Annotated in this window: 16 protein-coding genes and 1 pseudogene; 2 read left to right on the top strand and 15 right to left on the bottom strand. The window is 67.2% G+C overall.

What is annotated here, in order from left to right; genetic code table 11:
- Positions 1 to 11 precede the first annotated feature (11 nt).
- Positions 12 to 677: a response regulator transcription factor gene (locus AC1DY7_RS19835; protein WP_477495556.1), complete on the bottom strand. Its 666-nt coding sequence runs from the start codon at positions 675 to 677 to the stop codon at positions 12 to 14.
- Positions 678 to 682: 5 nt separating this feature from the next.
- A complete protein-coding gene (locus AC1DY7_RS19830) occupies positions 683 to 1,891 on the bottom strand; it encodes a sensor histidine kinase (RefSeq protein WP_477495409.1) in 1,209 nt (402 codons plus the stop codon).
- Positions 1,892 to 2,026: 135 nt separating this feature from the next.
- Here AC1DY7_RS19830 and AC1DY7_RS19825 point away from each other — a divergent pair.
- Positions 2,027 to 4,723: pseudogene (locus tag AC1DY7_RS19825) on the top strand (MMPL/RND family transporter); the annotation flags it as partial.
- Here AC1DY7_RS19825 and AC1DY7_RS19820 read toward each other — a convergent pair.
- From AC1DY7_RS19820 to AC1DY7_RS19805, 4 genes are read right to left on the bottom strand one after another with little or no spacing between them, the layout of a single operon-like run.
- Positions 4,718 to 5,368 carry a nitroreductase family protein gene (locus AC1DY7_RS19820; protein ID WP_477495408.1) on the bottom strand — a complete coding sequence of 217 codons (651 nt, stop codon included), beginning with the start codon at positions 5,366 to 5,368 and terminating at the stop codon, positions 4,718 to 4,720. The pseudogene AC1DY7_RS19825 and the gene AC1DY7_RS19820 overlap by 6 nt on opposite strands.
- Positions 5,369 to 5,389: 21 nt before the next feature.
- A complete protein-coding gene (locus tag AC1DY7_RS19815) occupies positions 5,390 to 6,199 on the bottom strand; it encodes an SDR family NAD(P)-dependent oxidoreductase (RefSeq protein WP_477495407.1) in 810 nt (269 codons plus the stop codon).
- Positions 6,196 to 6,597 carry a nuclear transport factor 2 family protein gene (locus tag AC1DY7_RS19810; protein ID WP_477495406.1) on the bottom strand — a complete coding sequence of 134 codons (402 nt, stop codon included), beginning with the start codon at positions 6,595 to 6,597 and terminating at the stop codon, positions 6,196 to 6,198. The genes AC1DY7_RS19815 and AC1DY7_RS19810 overlap by 4 nt, the downstream gene beginning before the upstream one ends.
- Positions 6,594 to 7,628, bottom strand: coding sequence for a zinc-binding dehydrogenase (locus tag AC1DY7_RS19805; RefSeq protein WP_477495555.1), 1,035 nt, complete (start codon positions 7,626 to 7,628; stop codon positions 6,594 to 6,596). The genes AC1DY7_RS19810 and AC1DY7_RS19805 overlap by 4 nt, the downstream gene beginning before the upstream one ends.
- Before the next feature lie 76 nt (positions 7,629 to 7,704).
- Here AC1DY7_RS19805 and AC1DY7_RS19800 point away from each other — a divergent pair, with 76 nt between their 5' ends.
- The gene (locus tag AC1DY7_RS19800; protein ID WP_477495405.1) at positions 7,705 to 8,550 is read left to right on the top strand and encodes a helix-turn-helix domain-containing protein; all 846 of its coding nucleotides are present in this window, start codon (positions 7,705 to 7,707) and stop codon (positions 8,548 to 8,550) included.
- Positions 8,551 to 8,558: 8 nt separating this feature from the next.
- On the opposite strand, the gene AC1DY7_RS19795 is transcribed toward AC1DY7_RS19800, so the two are convergent.
- The 9 genes from AC1DY7_RS19795 to AC1DY7_RS19755 form a co-directional block, all read right to left on the bottom strand.
- A complete protein-coding gene (locus AC1DY7_RS19795) occupies positions 8,559 to 9,821 on the bottom strand; it encodes an HNH endonuclease (protein ID WP_477495404.1) in 1,263 nt (420 codons plus the stop codon).
- A gap of 146 nt (positions 9,822 to 9,967) precedes the next feature.
- The gene (locus tag AC1DY7_RS19790; RefSeq protein ID WP_477495403.1) at positions 9,968 to 10,600 is read right to left on the bottom strand and encodes a nucleoside/nucleotide kinase family protein; all 633 of its coding nucleotides are present in this window, start codon (positions 10,598 to 10,600) and stop codon (positions 9,968 to 9,970) included.
- Between the two features lie 17 nt (positions 10,601 to 10,617).
- On the bottom strand, positions 10,618 to 11,877 hold the full coding sequence (locus AC1DY7_RS19785) for a cytochrome P450 (protein WP_477495402.1): 1,260 nt from the start codon (positions 11,875 to 11,877) through the stop codon (positions 10,618 to 10,620).
- A gap of 14 nt (positions 11,878 to 11,891) precedes the next feature.
- Positions 11,892 to 12,803, bottom strand: a complete 912-nt coding sequence (locus tag AC1DY7_RS19780; RefSeq protein ID WP_477495401.1) for an SDR family NAD(P)-dependent oxidoreductase — start codon at positions 12,801 to 12,803, stop codon at positions 11,892 to 11,894.
- Positions 12,796 to 14,004, bottom strand: a complete 1,209-nt coding sequence (locus AC1DY7_RS19775) for a cytochrome P450 (protein ID WP_477495400.1) — start codon at positions 14,002 to 14,004, stop codon at positions 12,796 to 12,798. The genes AC1DY7_RS19780 and AC1DY7_RS19775 overlap by 8 nt, the downstream gene beginning before the upstream one ends.
- 8 nt (positions 14,005 to 14,012) lie before the next feature.
- Entirely contained in the window at positions 14,013 to 15,503 is a 1,491-nt protein-coding gene (locus tag AC1DY7_RS19770; protein WP_477495399.1) for an aldehyde dehydrogenase family protein, read from the bottom strand.
- Complete coding sequence (locus AC1DY7_RS19765; RefSeq protein WP_477495398.1) at positions 15,496 to 16,521, bottom strand: SDR family oxidoreductase; 1,026 nt, start codon at positions 16,519 to 16,521, stop codon at positions 15,496 to 15,498. The genes AC1DY7_RS19770 and AC1DY7_RS19765 overlap by 8 nt, the downstream gene beginning before the upstream one ends.
- A complete protein-coding gene (locus AC1DY7_RS19760) occupies positions 16,514 to 17,638 on the bottom strand; it encodes a spirocyclase AveC family protein (protein WP_477495397.1) in 1,125 nt (374 codons plus the stop codon). The genes AC1DY7_RS19765 and AC1DY7_RS19760 overlap by 8 nt, the downstream gene beginning before the upstream one ends.
- A 4-nt stretch (positions 17,639 to 17,642) precedes the next feature.
- Entirely contained in the window at positions 17,643 to 18,755 is a 1,113-nt protein-coding gene (locus tag AC1DY7_RS19755) for an ABC transporter substrate-binding protein (RefSeq protein ID WP_477495396.1), read from the bottom strand.

Below are 18,755 nucleotides of genomic sequence, written 5' to 3'. Positions count from 1 at the left end.
GGAGCGCAGTCCTACAACGGGCTGACGATGCCATGGTCGTAGGCGTACACGATGGCCGCGGCGCGGTCCCGCAGGTCGAGCTTGTCGAAGATCCTGCCGATGTGGCTCTTGACGGTCACCCCAGAGATGAACAGCTCGTCGGCGATCTCGCCGTTGGAGAGACCCTTGCCGATCAGGGTCAGCACGTCCAACTCGCGCGCGGTGAGTTCGGTGACCGTCGGGCCCATCCTCGGGGACGCGGTGTCTGCCACTCTGCGGTAGGTGCTGAGCACCCGCGACGTCACGGCCGGGTCGAGATAGCTGTCGCCGTGGGCCACCGCCCGCACGGCCCGGATCAATTCTTCGGCCGACGAGTCCTTGAGTACGAACCCGGCCGCACCGGCCCGTAGCGCGCCGGAGAGCAGCTCGTCCTCGTCGAAGGTGGTCAGTGCCAACACCGGCGGCCCCCCGACGGCGGCCACCCGGCTGGTCGCCTCGATCCCGTCGATCCGTTTCATCCGCAGATCCATCACCACGACGTCGACCCGATGCTGCGCCAGTGCCGCGGCGACCTCATCCCCGTCGGCGCACTCGGCGACGATGACGAACCCGTCCTTGCGGCGCAGGATCCGTCGCAGCCCAGAGCGCACCAGTTCCTGGTCGTCGACGAGCAGGACCGCGATGTCGGCGCTTGTTATGGCGGTCACGTACCGCACCACCTCTGGCTTGCGTTGTCGTGCAATGGGATCCGCGCCTGCACGGACCACCCCTGCGTCGTCGGGCCGATGTTGATCACCCCTCCGAGCAACTCGACCCGCTGACGCATCCCGCGCACTCCCCTGCCGTCGGTCACCCGCTGCGCCTGCACCGTGACTGCGACCGGAACCTCGTTCACGATCGACAGATCGGCGTGGTCCTCCGATGTCGTCAACGTGACAGACGATTTCGAGTCCGGTGAATGCTTGGCGATGTTGGCAAGGGACTCCTGGGTGATCCGGTACAGCGCGAGACCGGTGCCCGGGGAGACCCGGACCATCGGCCCGTGCGTGCGCAGGATGACGTTCAGCCCGGCGCCGGTGAAATCGTCGATGAGCCGCTCGATGTCCTCGACGCCCGGTTCCGGCGCGATCTTCATCGGTGCATCGTCGAGCAGCCCCACGGTCCGGCGGATGTCCGCCATCGCCTCGCGCCCGAGCTTCTCCGCGTCGGTCAGCGCGTCGACCGCGTCATCGATGTCGCGATCCTGCTGCAGCGCCCGGCGGGCGCCGGTCAGGTGCAAGAGGGTGACCGACAGCGAATGCGCGATGACGTCGTGCACCTCCCTGGCGATGCGCCGGCGCTCATCGGCGGCGGCATGCTCGGCCAGCGCCTCCTGCGCGGCATGTTGCTGGGCGTGCAGCTGCTGCTGCACGTGCATCAGGTAGCCGACCAGCCAGCCCATCCCCAGGATGCAGACGTAGAGCAGCACGCCGTCCAGGCGGTGCAGGGCCGCGGCCAGCAGCAGGATCGCCAGCGCGGACGCCGTCGAGAGCAGCCCGCCGGCGAGCGACGTCATTGCCGCGACCGCACCCACGATGAGGACCAGCAGAAGTGGAGCGAAGTCGTATGCGATGGGCGTGGACGTCCCGAACAGCAGAATGGAAGCGGCGGCCGACCAGGACACCCACATGAGCAGCGGGCTGAAACCCATCCCGCTGAAGAAGAAGAGCACCAACGGGCACAGCGCGATCAACAGCGCGACCGGCACGGCAACCAGGTGATCGTGATGGGGGCGCTGAAGGGTGGCCCCGATAGTGATGAGGATCATCGCGGCATCGGTGGTGACCACGAAGGCCCAGTTGAACCCGAGCGGTATCAACTCGCCGCGGCGCTGTAGGCGCACACGCACGAACTCGGGCACGGCGACGCGCATCGGCCAATCGTAGGGCCGCGGGCCCGCGTTGACCATCATGCTGCGGGCGGGTTCGGCTTCCTACCACGGTAGGAGGCCACGTTCGGCCTTCGGGACGACGCGCGGCCGGTGCTCCGCTTCCTAACGTCTAGCCATATGAAATGGTCGGCGCTGGTTTCGACGCGGGGTGCGATGGTTGTCGTCGGCTGCTGGCTCGTGATCGCTGCGGCGGCCAATGTGGCGGTGCCGCAACTGGAACAGGTGGTGCATCGGCACGCCCGCGCGTTCATGCCCACCGMCGCCCCGMGCKCGGKGGCGKCGGCGCAGTCCGGCGCACTGTTCGGGGGTGCGCCTGACAACAACCTGAACTACGTTGTGCTGGAGCGTGATCGGCCGCTGTCGGAGGCGGACCGGCAGTACTACGACCGGCTGGTCGATGGGGGGGCCCCCCCCGACCAGCGGTCGGCGGTGGTGATGATGCGCCTGGCGGGCTCGCTGGGTACCACGCAGGCCGGGGATTCGGTGCGGGCCGTGCGGGATGCGGCGGCACGAGCAGGCCCGCCCGACGGCCTGACCGTGTACGTCACCGGGCCCGGCGCGACCATCGCCGACGAGTTCGCCGCCATCGATCGACAGATGTTGATGATCACGGCTGCGACCATCGCCCTGATCGCGCTGCTGTTGCTCGTGGTGTACCGCTCGGTGATTGCGGCGGCGATACCACTGCTGTCGGTGGGAGTGGCGCTCGCCGTGGCGCGCCCGATCGTCGCGGCCCTCGGCGATGCCGGGTACATCGAGGTGTCGATGTTCTCGATTGCGCTCGTCGCGGCGATGATGCTCGGGGCGGGAACCGATTACGCGATCTTCCTGACCGGCCGGCACCGGGAGGGCCTACGGCGCGGGCAGCAGCACGCCGAGGCGCTGACCGGCGCCTGCCGAGGGATCGCACCGGTGGTGGTGGGTTCGGCGCTGACCGTCGCGGCGGCGTTGAGCTGCCTGGGGCTGGCGCGCGTCGCCGTGTTCCGCAGCACCGGAATACCCTGTGCCATCGGCATTGTGGTGGCGATGTGCGCGGCCCTGACCTTGACGCCGGCACTGATGACGCTGACTTCTCGGCTGACCGGGACGCGTCCGCCACCCGACCGGACCGGGCGACGCTGGCGGCGCGTCGGGGCGGCGGTGACCCGCTGGCCCGCTCCGATCCTGGTCGCCGCGATCGGCGCCATCGCGGTGCTGGCACTGCCCGCAGTCACCCTGCACAGCGAATGGAACGAGACGACCGCGCCCCCGAAGGGCGCCGAGTCCAACCGTGGGTATGCGGCCGTGGACCGTCATTTCGGCGCCAACCAGTTGTTGCCCACGGTGGTGACGGTGGCCGCCGATCACGATCTGCGTGATCCGGCTGGTCTCATCGCGATCGAGCGGATCACCCGCGCCCTCATGGCGATACCCGGTGTGCGCCTGGTCCAGTCGGCGAGCAGACCGTCGGGCACCGTTCCCGAGCAGGCCACCTTGAGCGGGCAGGCCGGCACCATCGGCGACCAACTCGGCGGCGGCGTCGACGAGATCGTCGCCCGGCTGAACGGACTGGGCGACCTGGACGGGATGCTGGCCGCCATGAGCTCGGCGCTGACCGGGATGCGCAACGGCCTGCAGGGCAGCGCATCGGGCCTGGGTGAGGTGTCGGTGGCGGCGCAGGACATGCGGCGGGGCACCGACACGCTGCAGCAGACCGTCGACGAGACCGCGGGGTATCTGGATCCGGTCCGCGGATTCGTCGCGTCCACCCCGGACTGCGCGAACAATCCACTGTGCGCGGTGGCGGCGCGGGTGCTCTCGCCCGTCGATGCGGTGATGACGTCCACGACGGCGCTGACCGCCGGCGTGGATCGGATGGGCCACGGATCCGCCACGGCGACAGGAGCTCTGGCCGGGGTCCCGGCTGCCATCGACGCGATGTCCTCGGCCGTCCGCCAGGCCCGGTCGACGATGGCCGATGTGCGTGGACAGTTGTCCGCGGTGGGGCCGCGACTGCACGCGCTCACCGACTACCTACGCGAAACCTCGGTGGCCTTCGAGGGCAGCGCTGCGGGCGGCTTCTACATGCCCGAGCGGGCGCTGGCCGATCCCCGGCTCAAAGCCGCTCTGGACCAACTGATCTCGCCGGACGGCCGGTCCACCTATCTGATGGTCTACGGCCGCGGCGAGGAATGGGGCAACGACGGTGCCGCGCGTACAGAGCTGATCGACAGCGCCGTGACCGAGGCGACCAAGGAGGGCACGCTGGTCCCGACCGGGGTGTACCTGGCGGGTGCGGGCCCGGCCACCCACGACTTGCAGGCGTTGGTGCACCGCGACACGGTGCTGCTCGCCGCCACCACGTTGGCCCTGATCTTCGCCATCGTCGCGCTGCTGCTGCGCAGTCCGGTGGCGGGACTCGTGGTGGTCGGTACCGTCGCGATCTCCTTCAGTGCCGCGCTGGGCGCCAGTGTGCCGATCTGGCAGCACCTGCTGGGCGCGCCACTGCATTGGGTGGTCGGTCCGATCAGTTTCATCGCGCTGGTCGCCGTCGGCGCGGACTACAACCTGCTGTTGGCGATGCGCATCCGGGAGGAGGGGCGTGACAGGGTGGCCGTCATCCGCGCGTTCGGTGCCACCGGCGGGGTGGTGACCACTGCCGGTCTGGTCTTCGGCATCACCATGCTGGCGCTGGTGGCCAGCACCGTCACCAGCGTCGCGCAGATCGGCCTCACCGTCGGCGTGGGACTGCTGATCGACACCCTGATCGTGCGGACCTTCGTGCTGCCGTCGATCGTGGTGCTGCTGGGCCGGTGGTTCTGGTGGCCGTCAGTCCGTCCCGAGCACCGAATCGGCAGGCGTGCCCCAGTGGTCGAGGTAGACGGCGTCGCGCAGCGACCGCCGCCGCAGGGGGCCGTGCCTGCCCTTGGGCCAGCCGAGCACGATGTGCCCGCCGAGCATCCAGTCCTCGGGCACCCCGACGGCTTCCCGCAGAATGGCCTCACCCCCGTAGGAGGCCCAACTGGTCAGGCAGGCACCCAGGCCCTGCGCCCGGGCGGCGAGTAGAAAATTCTGCATCGCCGGGAAGATGGATCCGCCCAGCAGCAGCTCCGATGCCGTGGGGAACCTCTTCTGGGTGAACAGCACCGAGGTGAATTCGCCTGCCCGGTCGTGCAATTCGTAGGTGGCCCGATTGTTGCGGGCCGCCGGGCCGGTGTCCTCGGCGGTCGGCCGGGTCATCCCGTAGACCGGTTCGATGACCGACAATGCGTGCGCCGCCGCGCTCGCCACGGCCGCCCGCAGTTCGGGTGAACGCAGCACCACGAACCGCCACGCCTGGGCATTGGCGCCCGAGGGTGCCCAGGTGGCCGCTTGCAGGCACCGGGTCAGGGTGGCGTCGTCGACCGGCTCGGCGGTGAACCGGCGGATGGTCCGCGCGGTGGACAACACTTCCCAGACGTCACTGCTCGCATTCGGCATAGCGGGCACCTTAGCGCGGGCTCACCCCATCGCCGCCGCACTGGCCGCCGTGATCAGGGCGACGGCCTCATTACGGGTCATCGACGCCAGCAGGGGCGCGACTGTCTTCATCTGCTCACCGACCAGCACGGTGGGGCCGTGGGTGAGGCTCGCGAAGGCCTCTTCGACGACGTCGGCGGCGGGTGTGGCGTCCGGGGGTGCGGTGCCGGTGTCGGGCAGCACGCCCCGGCTGTGTTCGAGTGTGCGTAGGGCCGGGGTATCGGTCTTGCCGAGGATCAGGCCGACGACGTCGACGCCCTTGTCGTGCAACTCGGCCCACAGAGCCTCGGCGAACACCATGTCGAAAGCCTTGGAAGCACCGTAGGCCACCATGTTCGGTCCGCCGGCGAAGCCCGCGCCCGAGCCGAACAGCACGATGCCACCCCGGCCGCGGGTCACCATCGGTGCGGCGAAGTGATGACACAGTCGCATAGGAGTGACGCAGTTGCGCACCACCATGGCCTCGGCGGCGGCGACGGGCTGATCGAGGAAGTGCGCGAAGGTCGGGTCGGCACCCGCGCAGTAGACGAGGAAGCCGATCTCCAGATCCGCGGTGGCGGCGGCGATTGCTTCGGTGGCGCCGTCATCGCTGAGATCGATTGCCAGTGTGCGGGTTTGGACGCCGGTCCGGGCTGCGATGGATTCTGCGACCTGGTCGAGCACCTGTTGGCGGCGGGCCAGCAGCACGACGTTGACGCCGCGTTCGGCCAGGCCTTCGGCGAAGGCGGCACCGACACCGTCGGAGGCGCCGGCCACCAGGGCCCACGGCCCGTACGTCTGGGCGAAGCTCATGACCCCACCGTCGTGAGTCGCACGGAGGTGAACCGGCGGCGTGCGATCCGCCAGCCGTCCCCGGTGCGGACGAGTTCGTCGTCGTAGAAGCCGACGGCGTTGACACCGGAGGCGTTGTCGGCCGCCAGGATGAGGCCGTCGATGTAGGTGCGGGTCGTCGCTGTGTCGCCGGTGACGGTGATGGCCATGTTGCTGAGCCGGTGCATGGTGTGTCCGGCGCCGGCATGGGACAGCTCCATGAATTCGGTGACGGCGTCCACTCCGTTCCAGGTGCCGATCTGGCCGTAGTCCAGCTCGCAGTCCGGCGTGAACACGGTGCGGAACAGCGGCCAGTCCCTGCGGTCGATGCCGGTGGCGTAGCGGATCAGGACATCGGTGATGTCTTCGCGGTCACTCATTCCGGGTCTCCGTTCGGGTGCACGATGATTCGGGGTGGGCCCGCGGAGCGGCGGGCGAGGTCGAGGGCTTCTGGCACGTCGTCGAGTCCGATGATCTTGCCGACCGCGGGCAGCGGGTCCAACCGGCCGTCGACGATGGCGTCGAGGGTGCCGTACCAGTCCTGCGGCATCGGTCCCCCGCCGAACTGGATGGTGACGCCGACCTGGGTGGCGTCGGTGATGCTCAGTGAGTCGCCGGTGTACCAGCCGCCCGCGCAGTAGATGCGGGTGGTCATCTCGACCGATTTCACGATCTGCTGGATCAGGCCGGCCGCGCCGACGCATTCGAAAACAACTGCGGGTCCGGGCAGGTGGCGTTGGGCGCGGATCTCCCGGAAAACCTCGAACGGGGACTGCACGGCCGGATCGACGGTGAGGTGCGCCCCGAACGACTCGGCCAGCGCGCGGCGGTCAGCCTGATGGTCGGAGACCACGATCGGCTCGATCCCTCTGGCGCGCAACGCCGCCACGGCCGACAGCCCGATGGCGCCGGCGCCGATGACGATGGGGATTTCGCCGGGTCGCACCGCCGCGGAACGTACGTAGAACTCACCGACGGCGAAAGCATCGGTGAGTGCGGCCGCATCGGCGGATACCGTCGGCGGCACGGGTTTGGCTGCCATCTCGCCGACGACGAGTTGTTCGGCGAAACTGCCCTGCGCCTCGGGATGCTGGCCGATGATCCGGACCCCGTCTGCTCCTCCGTTGATGAGTCGGATCGGGATGGACGTGACGCGCGTACCGACCGGGTGTTGATCGGTACAACCGGGCCCGTGCCCGATGACCTCGCCGACGAACTCATGGCCGAGCACGATGTCACGTTCGGCGTCGTAACAGGACCGGCCGGTCGGATCATCAAGGTTCGGGTTGTCCATGAAGTGCACGTCTGAGGCGCAGATGGCGGTGCTGAGGGTGCGCAGCAGCAACTCGCCCTGTCCGGGAACCGGGTCGGGGGTGTCACCGACAGTGAGTTCACCGTGTCGTAGCAGCACAGCCCGCATCGGTTGCCTTTCTCGACTATTCGAGACATAATCTCGAATATTTGCCATCACGCTAAGCGTGCCGTCGGTGAGGAGTCAAGACATTCGCGGATCCAGCTCGGCGCCGACCGCCAGAGCACTCGATGTGATCGAACTGTTGGCCCGGCCGGGCAATGAGACGCTGCGGTTCTCCGACATCGTCCGCGAACTCGAACTCACCCAGGCCACCGCGCATGCGATTCTCAAGACGCTGTGGGATCGCGGCTGGGTGAGCCGGGATCAGACCGACAAGACCTTCACGTTGGGGCCCGCACTGGCGTTGGTGGCCGAACGCGTCGACGCGGCACGTCCCGTCGTGGTCGCGGCCCGGATGGCGATACGGCGCCTGTCGGCGGAGATCGGCTATCCGGCGTCGGTGGTGGAACAGGTGGGGGCCACCCTGGTGATCACGGCCTTCGAAGGCGGCGCGGCCAGCGCCCCCGGTGACCGGATCCCCTACGCCCCACCGTTCGGGGTGGCTTTCGCGGCGTGGGACACCCCGGACGGCCGGCAGGACTGGATCGCCCGGGCCGCATCCTCGAATGCCGAACTGGCCCAACGGCTAGAGCAGGTATTGGACCACACCCGCGAGCGCGGTTTCGACATCGATTGGACGACCCCGGCGCTGGCGCAGGCGGCCCAACTGATGGGCACCGCCACCGACCTGCCCGAGTCGGTGCGGCAGCTGATGGAGCGCCTGCTGGTTGAGTTCACCACCATCGGCCTGCTGGAGAGCAGCGAGACGCGGCCGGTGGCCACCATCGCCGCGCCGGTGTTCGATCAGCACGGCCGCGTCGCGCTGATCGTGGCCGTACATCCGTTGCGCCCGTTGGCGATCGGTGAGATCACCGAGATCGGTGCCCGGTTGGTCGCCGAGACCACTGGCCTGTACTAGGCGGTGAGTCATGCCGCCTTGCGTGGGATGACGATGTGGATGTCGCGGGTGAGAACCCGCATGCCACCAGCGATCGGTGGCGCAGTGGAACGGTAGACCGCGCCGGTCGGGGTGGTGTATTCGGTGCTGTGGCGGCCCGACTGATCGGACACCACGCGGACCGCCCAGCCGGCCTGCTCTTGGGCGTAGTTGCAGCGTTCGCACAAGCCTTGCCCGTTGACTGCATGGGTGTGGCCACCCTGGCGATGCGGCTTGGCGTGGTCGATGTGCCGGATAGGTGCGTTGCAGTACGGGGTGCGACAGGTGCCGTCGCGGAACCGGATGAACTGAGCAATGCCTTTCGGGAAGGTGCGAGACATCGATTCCATGGCGACGAGCGCGCCGCTGGCTGGACGTGAATACAAGCGGCGCAGGGCGATCTGACCGTCGTTGTCGAGAGACTCGGTGATCAGATCGCGTGCGATCTGGGCCGGGATCGGTCCGTATCCCTCAACCTTGGCCGGTTCGGTGCTACCGGCGAGGAGTGCCTCGTCCGAGAGCACCACGTTGACGGTGACCGGCACCGGTATTGCGGCGGGCCGGCCGGTGAGGCGTTCGACGAAGGTATCGGCCATGACCTGCCCGCGGGTGCGGTCGTCGGCGCAGGTTTTCGCAGCCCTGTCGAGGGTGGCGTATACGGCGACACCTTGCGGCATCGGCACCAATGCGGTCACGTAGGCCATGGCGTCCGGCGCCGGGCGGACGGAGACGTAGCGTTCCGCGGGGGCTTTGGCCGCGTGGTCGACCACCGCTTGCGGGTCGAGACGGTAAGCAATTTTCTGGGCCTCGGCGGCGATCCGGGCATCTCCGAAGCCTTCCAAGGCGTTCGGGTCAGCGCAAAGTTCCTTGTCCAGTCGGCGGCGGTCCTCGACCGTCAGACATGCCGATTCCCGGACTATCAATGTGGCTCGCCATTCGGAGAGCAACCCCGCCTGAAGGAGGGCCAGGGCGTGCGGCATTTCGTGGACGAGGGCTTTGGCGAAACCGAGATGCTGAGATCCCCGTTTCGGCGAATCATGGCGGGCCAGGCCGATTTCGGTGGCCAACCCGCGGCCACGTTTGGCAACCGGCACTCCCGCCGTGGCTTCGGCGGCGCGCCGTAACTTCTCCCATTCGACGGTCAGTCGAGCCTGTTCGGCGGCCGCCGCCGACTTCTGCTTTTCCAGCTCGGTTATCCGGTCACGCAACGCAGCCTCGCCTGCATTCGGATCGTCGACCGGCCATTCGAACATATGTTCACCCTACGTCACCCCGCCGACAAGTCGGAGCACTTCTTACCCGGGTCAGCATGGTCTGCGCGGGCACCGTGAGATCGGTTGGTCGACGCGGCCGCGAGATTGTAGTTATGGTGCGGTTGTTCGAGTGAACCGCGCCATAACTACAATCTCGCGGTGTCGATCAGGAGATCGGCGTGCGCCGAGCTTGCTTCGATCAGTCGCGCGTTCGGTTCGTCGACATCGCGCACCCAGCGTCGTGCGTCGTCCGGTGACTTCCCGAACCGGATGTGCCGATCCACCAACCTTCGCAACCGGAGGTCCTCGTCCGCGCGCAGGTACCAGATCTCGTCGATCTCGGCGGCCACCTCCCGCCACGCCGGATGCTGGAGCAACAAGTAGTTGCCCTCCGTGATGACCACCCGCACATCGGGATCGATGGCGAGTGCGCCCGCCAGCGGCTGTTCCAAGTCACGTTCAAAGGCCGGGACATAGACAACGGCGTGCGACTGCCGGACGCGCCGCAACAGCGCCGCGTACCCGGCGGCGTCGAAGGTGTCGGGTGCGCCCTTTCGTTCCAGACGGCCGAGGCCGCGCAACGCGACGTCGGCCAGATGGAACCCGTCCATCGGTATCTGCGCCACCGCGTCGGCGCCCAGCACCGCTGCGACGGCCGGTACCAAGGCCTCTGCGAGCGTGGACTTCCCGGCTCCCGGCGCACCCGCGATACCGACGATCGACGTGCCCGGCTCCCCGGCGCATGCCAACACGCGCGCCACGAGGTCGTCGAAGTTCATGACCTCATTGAATCGCGTCAGTCGGCGAGCGTGAACTTCAGGTGCAGCTCGGTCAACCCGCGCATGATGAACGTCGGTTCGAAGGTGTATTCGCGCGCACCCTCGGGGCCGTGCACCGTCTCGTCGATGGTGATATCGGCCAACCGGTCGAGGATCAGATTGATCGAGATACGGCCCTCGGCCCGAGCCAGCGGTGCGCCCGGGCAGGAGTGCGAGCCGCGGCCGAACGCGATGTGCTCCCGCACATTCGGCCGATCCACCCGGAACTCGTTGGGTTCTTCGAACTTTCGAGGATCCCGATTGCTCGCTCCCGGCAGAAGCATCACGGTGCTGCCCGCGGGAACCGGGCACCCGCCGACGGTCGTGGTGGTACGCGCCATCCGAAAGTGACTCTTCACCGGGCTCTCCAACCGCAAGACCTCCTCCAGGAATGACGGGATGAGGCTGCGGTCTTCGCGCAGTCGGGATTGGATGTCGGGACGCTCCCCGATCACCCGCAGGGCCGCGCTGAGCAGTTTGGTGGTGGTGTCCTGACCCGCGGCGAACAGGAACGTCGCCAGCTGGGCCACGTTCTTCACCTCGGGCGTGGATCCATCGGGGTACTTGGCCTGGGCCAGCGAGGTGAGCACGTCTTCGCGCGGCTCGCTGCGCCGGTCGGAGACGTACCGGGTGAACCGGTCGTCCAGCCACATCAACGGATTGTGCGCCAGTTCGTCATCCAGCGCACCGACGACCTGGTCGCCCATCACGGCCTCGAAATCACGGTGATCCTGCTCCGGGACCCCGAGAAGGTCGGCGATCACCAGCATCGAGAACGGTTTGGCATAACCGCCCATGAACTCGCCCCCGCCCCGCTCCAGGAACGAATCGAGCTGCCGCTTCGCCAGCGTGTGCATGAACTCTTCGTTCTCGCTGAGCCGGCGGGGGGTGAGCAACTTACTCAGCAGGCCCCTGGTGCGGGCGTGCGCCTCATCGTCCATCGTCACGACGTGCTCGGCCATCGGGATCTGGTCCCGGCGGGCCTCCAGCTCGGCGCTGATGTCGTCCCCGGCGTTCTCGAAGGTGACCCCGGCGAACGGGCCCACCACCGAATTGCATGACGAGAAAGCGGCGTCCCGATAGACGGCCATCGCCTCCTGATGACCGGTGACGGCGATGGATCCGGTCACCGCGCCGGGCAGGATCGGGCATTGGTCCCGCAGATGGTCGAAGTATTCGTAAGGGTCCGGGATGAGGCTCGGATCGGTGAAGAAGTCAACCGAATCAAACTGTGACACAGGGGGTTCTCCCGTCAATGCGCGATGGCGGCGGTGGCTGGGGCGATGGCGCCGGACAGGTCCATGACCTGATCCAGGTTGCTGGCGATGTCCTCGGGGCTGATGGACGTGCCATTGATGCCCTGGGCATACACGACGGCGATTCGGGCGACGCTGCCCATCCCGGCCTGCAGCACCTCGCCGTTGAGCGGGCAGGATTCGTGGGCGAGGAAGGCCATCGCCGGAGCGCAGAGTTCGGGTGGCATGCTGGCGTTGATCTGGTCCATGACCTCTTTGGGCATTCCCATCAGGGCGGACAATTTGTCCGAGTGCGACGCGGACATCCGGGTATACGCCCGTGGGGCAACGGCATTCACCGTGATGCCGGCGTCGGCGCCTTCGGTGGCCAGGTTGCGGGTCAGCCCGAACACCGCCCCCTTGGCCGAACCGTAACTGCTCAACTCGGGGATCCCACCCAGCATCGCCTCGGAGACGGTGTTGACCACCCGCCCGTACCCGGCCCGGACGAAATGTGGCCAGGCCGCTCTGGTGACGAACAGCGCTCCGAAGAAATGGACGTCGAGCATCCGCTGGAACTGAGGGGTGGTCAGGTCCGAAAACAGGGCGGCATCATGGATTCCGGCGTTGTTGATCACGATGTCCAGCCGGCCGTAGGTGTCGATGGCGGCCGCCACGATCGACGCCGCACCGTCCTCGTCGGCCACCGAGGCATGGCAGGCCACCGCCACGCCGCCGGCCGCCCTGATCTCGGCGGCCACCTCTTCGGCGGGGGCGGAGGACGAACCCGCACCGTCGATCCCGCCGCCGTGGTCGGCCACCACCACCCTGGCGCCCCTCGCCGCGAGCAGCAGCGCGTGGCTGCGCCCGACCCCGCGCCCGCCCCCGGTGACGACGGCGACCCGATCGTCGAAACGCAGCTCAGACATCGAAGAGCACCGGAAGTGACGTCGGTGACCGGAACACCTGCCCGCGGATGTGCGGATCGCCGCCATCGGGATCCAGACGCAGATTCGGCAACCGGTCCAACAGCAGGTTCAGCGCTGTCCGCATCTCCAGACGGGCCAGATGCATCCCGAGGCAGACATGCGCACCGTGTCCCCACGAGATCGGTACCCGGGCCTCGCGGTGGATGTCGAAACCGTTCGGGTCGGCATAGCGGTCGTCCTGCCGGTTGGCCGCGCCCAGCATCGGCATCACCGAGGACCCTTCCGGAATCGGCACGCCCCCCAGTTCGGTGTCGCGGGTTGCCACCCGCGTGATGGTCAGCAGGGGCGCCTCCCATCGCACCGCCTCCTCGATGGCCTGCGGGATCAGGCTACGGTCGTTGCGGACCTCGTCGAGTTGTGCCGGATTGCTCAACAGGGCGAACAGCAGGTTACCCAGCGAGCGGTAGGTCGTCTCGATACCGGCAGGCAGCAGAAGCCGCAGGAACGAATAGATCTCGTCGTCGGTGAGCCGCTCCCCGTCGATCTCGGCCGCGGCGAGGCTGCTGATGAGATCGTCACGCGGCTCGCTGCGGCGGGCCGTCAGGATCGGAGCGAAGTACTCTTCCAGCGCCAACGACGCGGCCTTGCCGCGCTCGGGGTTGATGATGAAACTGAGCAGGGAGATGGACCACCGCTGGAACTGCGGGAAATCCTCCTCGGGCAGGCCGAGCAACCCGGCGATGATCTGGGTCGGGAAGGGGAAGTTGAACTCCTTGACCAGGTCCGCGCTGCCGCGTTCGGCGAAGGAGTCGATGAGTTCGTTGCCGATCCGCGCCACCAGCTCGGTTTCCCAGCGCGCCAACGCCTTCTGGGAAAACGCCTTGGACACCAGCGCGCGGTGCCTGCCGTGTTCGGGTTCGTCCATGCCGAGCATCACATGCTTGCCCAGCACGTCGCCGAAGGCAGTGATGACGATCGCCGACGAGAACGTCTCGTTGTCCTTCAGCATCGTGGTGATGTCCTCGTGCCGGTACACGATGAACACCGGCTTGCCCTCCTCTCCTGGCATCCCCGACATGTCGATGCGCTGGATGGGATCCTCCCGGCGCTGCCGGGCCAGTTCGGTGTAGGGGTCGCGGACATCGCCGGACACCACGTCGTCGAACGCCCCGAAATCCTCGAGATCGTCAAAGAGTTGCATTGCATCCCCTAATCAGCTGGATAAGCTACGGATTTGATTTCGGTGTACTGCTCGAAACCGGCCTGTCCGTTCTGCCGGCCGACACCGCTGGCCTTGTATCCCCCGAATGGCACGTCGGCGCCGTAGCCCGCCGTGCCGTTGAGCCCGATGAAGCCGGCGCGGATCCTGCGCGCGACCGCGAGGGCGCGCTCGTTCGACCCGGACATCACGTTGCCTGCCAAGCCGTACTTGCTGTCGTTGGCAATGCGGATCGCGTCGGACTCCCCGTCGTAGGGAATGACCGACAGCACCGGGCCGAAGATCTCTTCCTGGGCGATCGTCATCGAGTTGTCGACGTCGACGAAAAGGGTCGGCTTGACCCAGAACCCCTTGTCGAACGGCGAATCGGTGCCGCCGACCAGCAGCGTCGCGCCTTCTTCGACGCCCTTGTCGATATAGCTTCGGATGCGGTCGCGCTGCTTGGCCGATATCACCGGTCCGCACAGGGTGGACGGATCCTGCGGATCGCCCGGGGCGACGTTCTCGTAGATGGTCTTGAGGATCGCCACGCCCTCGTCATAGCGGGATCGCGGCAGCAGCAACCGGGTCGGATTGGCGCAGCCCTGTCCGGCGTGCATGCACGGTGCGATGCCGATCAGGCAGGCCTGGTTGAAAGCTTCGGCATCAAGGTCGTCGAGCACGATGGTCGCGGACTTCCCGCCCAGCTCCAGGAACAGCCGCTTCATGGTGGCGGCGCCCTTTTCCATGATCCGCTGCCCGACGGCGGTGGAGCCGGTAAACGAGATCAGGTCCACCTTCGGTGAGAGGGTGAGCTCCTCTCCCACAAAGTGATCCGACGACGTGACCACGTTGACGACACCCGCGGGGATGTCGGTCTTCTCGGCTATCAGCCGGCCCAGCCGGGTGGCGTTGAAGGGCGTATCGGGTGCCGGCTTGAGCACGACGGTGTTTCCGGTGGCCAACGCCTGGGCCACCTTGTGGATGGCGACCTCGAACGGGAAGTTCCACGGTGTGATCGCGCCGACCACCCCGACCGCTTCGCGCCAGACCTTGCGCCGGGTCAAGCGGCCCGTCACCGAGACCATGGCCTCACCGAGATCGGTTTCCCACGGGAAGGTGTCGATCAGTTCGGCCGGGTAGCGCAACGCGTCGGACAGCGGGGCGTCGAGTTGGGGTCCGAAGGTGATGGCCCGCGGACAACCGACCTCGGCAATGAGTTCCTCACGAAGGTCTTCCTTTTCGGCCTCCAACGCGTCCTGCAGCTGCTCCAGGCAGCGCTTGCGGAAGCCATGGCTGGTAGACCAGTCGGTCTCGTCGAAGGCGCGCCGGGCCGCGTCGATCGCGCGGCGCATATCGGCGGTGGACGCATCGGAGACCTGGCCGATGACATCCTCGGTCGCCGGATTGATGACGTCGAAGGCGCCCGCTGCGCCGTCGACGAGCGTGCCGTCGATGAGCATCCGCGATTCGGACCTGACAACTACCGGGGTATCAACCATTGACGTCGACCTCTGTGACTGTGGGGCTGTCGTGGGATTGTGGCGGGGACGGGGTGAATCTGTTCGCGATGGTGACCAGGCGCATCAGCACCGGTGTGGGAAGGACCTTCGCGGCGAGCACCATGGCGTGCTGGGCCGGCGTGAGGGTGATGATGCCGGGTCGCAGCGCACCCAGCTTCGGCAGACCCATCGCCAGCCGCGCCATGTGATGGACACCGGCCGCAGGCAGGATTCGATTGGCCAGCAGCAGCATCCGCGCGTCGGGACCCACCGACCGGCGGACGAACGCGGAGGTGTCCTCCAGTGCGTTGGCCAACCCGGCGGCGAAGATCTCCGGTGGCCGGGCCAGCTTCATGGCCATCCGGCCGCGTTTGTCGATGCTGGCGTGATGACGGGCGTAAGGACCGTTGAACTCGCGGAAGTCGGAGGTGCCTGCATCGGTGATGATCTCGGTGTCATAGGTGCCGGTCACCAGGATGGTCACGCCGAGCCCGAACGGTGCGATCTCGCCGGACATCGATTCGCCCCAGCGTTCCATGGCGCCCTTGGCCGCCGAATACGCCGCGATCGACGGCATCCCGCGCACCCCGCCCTGACTGGAGATCAGCACGATCCGTCCGCGTCCGGCGGCGCGCATGCTCGGCAGCAACGCCTTGGTGAACTGCACCGGCCCGAACAGGTGGGTGCGGAACATCTTCTCCCACAGCTCCATCGGTGTCTCTTCGACCATGCCGGCCGCGGAGATCCCGGCGTTGTTCACCACCGCGTCGGGCGCGCCGACGGCGGCCTCGATCGCCGCGGCCGCGGCCGTGATCGATTCCGGGGATTCGAGGTCGAGGGCCACCCCGATCAGGCGCGGATCATCCTCGGCCGCACCGGTGGCAGCGCGGATCCGGGCCATGCCTGTCTCCGGATTGCGCATCGCCGCGACGACCTGCCAACCCTCGCGGTAGAGGTGGATCGCCGAAGCGAGTCCGAGACCCCGGGATGCCCCGGTGATGACGACAATTCTACTCATGGGCGTCTCCGCATCGGTTACTGACGGACCCCGCCTGGACGTCGGGGCGTCCGTCGGGTTGCCCGCTCATCCAGGTGGACATGATGCCGACCGCGAACGGTCCCTCGGCGCCATTCTCTTCGTAATAGCCTTGCGGGTCATAGACTTTCGCCTCTGGATAGGGCCACGGACAAGCGACCGAGGTGGCCGCACCGGAGAGCCGGATCAGGGTGAAGCCGGCGCCGTAGGCGAAGTAGGCGATGTTGATCATCACGAACATCACGACGAACATCCCCAGTCGGGGTCGATTGAGGAACAGCCGTGACCGTTGGGCCAGCTTCTCTGCGATGGTCTTGCCCGTGTCGTCCCGGTACACCAGGAGACCGGCGGGCACCATCACGAACGTCACCATCACCGATTCCCAGATCAGCGGGAACTGGAAGGTGCTGCCCGTGAAGATGGACCCGAACGGGATCACCTGCGAGTAGATGTACAGCCCGGTGCGCACCAGGGTCAGCTCGAGCATCATGTCGAACAGGAAACCGATGACGAAGATCAGGCCACCCAGGGTGATCAGCGGATGACGCCAGACGAACGCGTCGACCTCTCTGCGTGCCTGCAACTTCCGCAGGATCCACACCGCCGGGAAGTACGGCCCGAACTGGAACATGACGTAGCCGATCACGACGAACGGCTCGACCGTCGGTGACAGGGACACCCACGGCCAGTCCTCGGGCCAGTGCCACAGCTCGGGGTTGTAGACGGCGTACGGAGCCCAGTTCATGTACGGGTCCTGCCATACGATGGCCGTGGTGATGCCCGCCATCATCACGATCGGGCTGCCCGGGTTGCGGCGCCAGGCGATGATGCACACGATCAGCAGAGCGGGTACCGAGAAGATCGTGAAGATCTGCCACAGGTCGATCCAGTGCTCGAAGCCGAACAGGAAATCCACGGGACGGGGTGCGCCCTCGATCTCGGGGTTGCGGATCCGTGGTGAGACGGCCCCGCTGCGGGCGTGATAGGCGATGACCGCCAGGCACAGCAGTCCTGCGGCGATCCAGACGAATCCCCATGGGAAGTGGCGCTTCTCGACGTCGGGAGCCTCGTCGGTGGGTGCGATGTGATCGGTGCTCATGGTCCTATTCCTCGCCGAACCGGTCGACGAGGTGGGAATTCACGCCGTCGGCATCCAGCGTCCGGGCGACCAGATAACCGGCGCCCATCCAGGCGCGCCGCGTCCAGTTGCCGAACGACACCCGGGTGCCAGGGGCGCCTGCGGCGGCGGGCAGCATCTTGACCCGTTCCAGGGCCTCCTTCACGCCCCGCGGGCTCAAGGGGTGCGCATCGGTGAAGGCTTGCAACAGCGTGTTGGCGACGTCGTGGTTCACCACCGGGACGCAGTACTCGGGCCGCCGTCCGTACGCCTTCTGGTAGCGGTCCAGGAACCGTTGGCCCACCTGATTGGACTCGTCGTACTGGTCCACACCGGTCCAGCCCATGAAGGCGCTCCACATCACCGGATTGACCCACGCGTTCTGGAAGGCGGTGCTGGTGAATCGCGTTGGATCCCAGCCCAGTTCGGCCAGCACGGCGTTGAGGAAGACGATGCCGAAGCCGAATCCGCAGTGCACGAGCGCGGTCGGCTTGGCCTCGTACACCGTGCGTACCGCCTCGTTGACGTTCTGTGCGGTCTGGGCGATCTGCGCCTCGGCGACGATCCGAATGTTCTTGCGGCGGCAGGCTGCCCGGAAACTCTTCAGGTAGGACTGGCCGACGAGGGATGCCTCGATCAGCACGCCGACCTCGGTGTGGCCCGCCTTGGCGAGCAGGTCTGCCCAGAAGATGGGCTCGTCGGTCAGCGACCCCTGGGGAAAGGAGAACGTCCACTCCCCCAGCCAGTCATCGCTTCCCGTCACGCTCAGGGCCGGTACGCGGAACCGCTCCTCGATGGCCTCGCGGGTCGGTACCGCGTTGTCGGTGATGTGCGGACCGAACACCGCGAGGCACCCCTCGTCGACCAACTCGCCGTAGGCGTCGATGACTTTCTTCACCGATCCCTTGGGCAGGCCTTCGACCTCGCGGTAGACCATCTCGATGGGACGGTCGATCTGTCCGGCCGCCAGTGCTTCCTCGAAGACGAGGTGAAACGGCTGGAAGAAGTCGTCTTTCATCTCCTGCGGGTAGGCGTCGGGCAGACGGAAATCCATCAGGTAGCCGACCTTGATCGGTTCGGCGGTGCTCTCGTAACTCAT

It is taken from the genome of Mycobacterium sp. P2_H7 (assembly GCF_056403275.1).
This window is presented reverse-complemented; position numbering and strand designations above follow the sequence as displayed.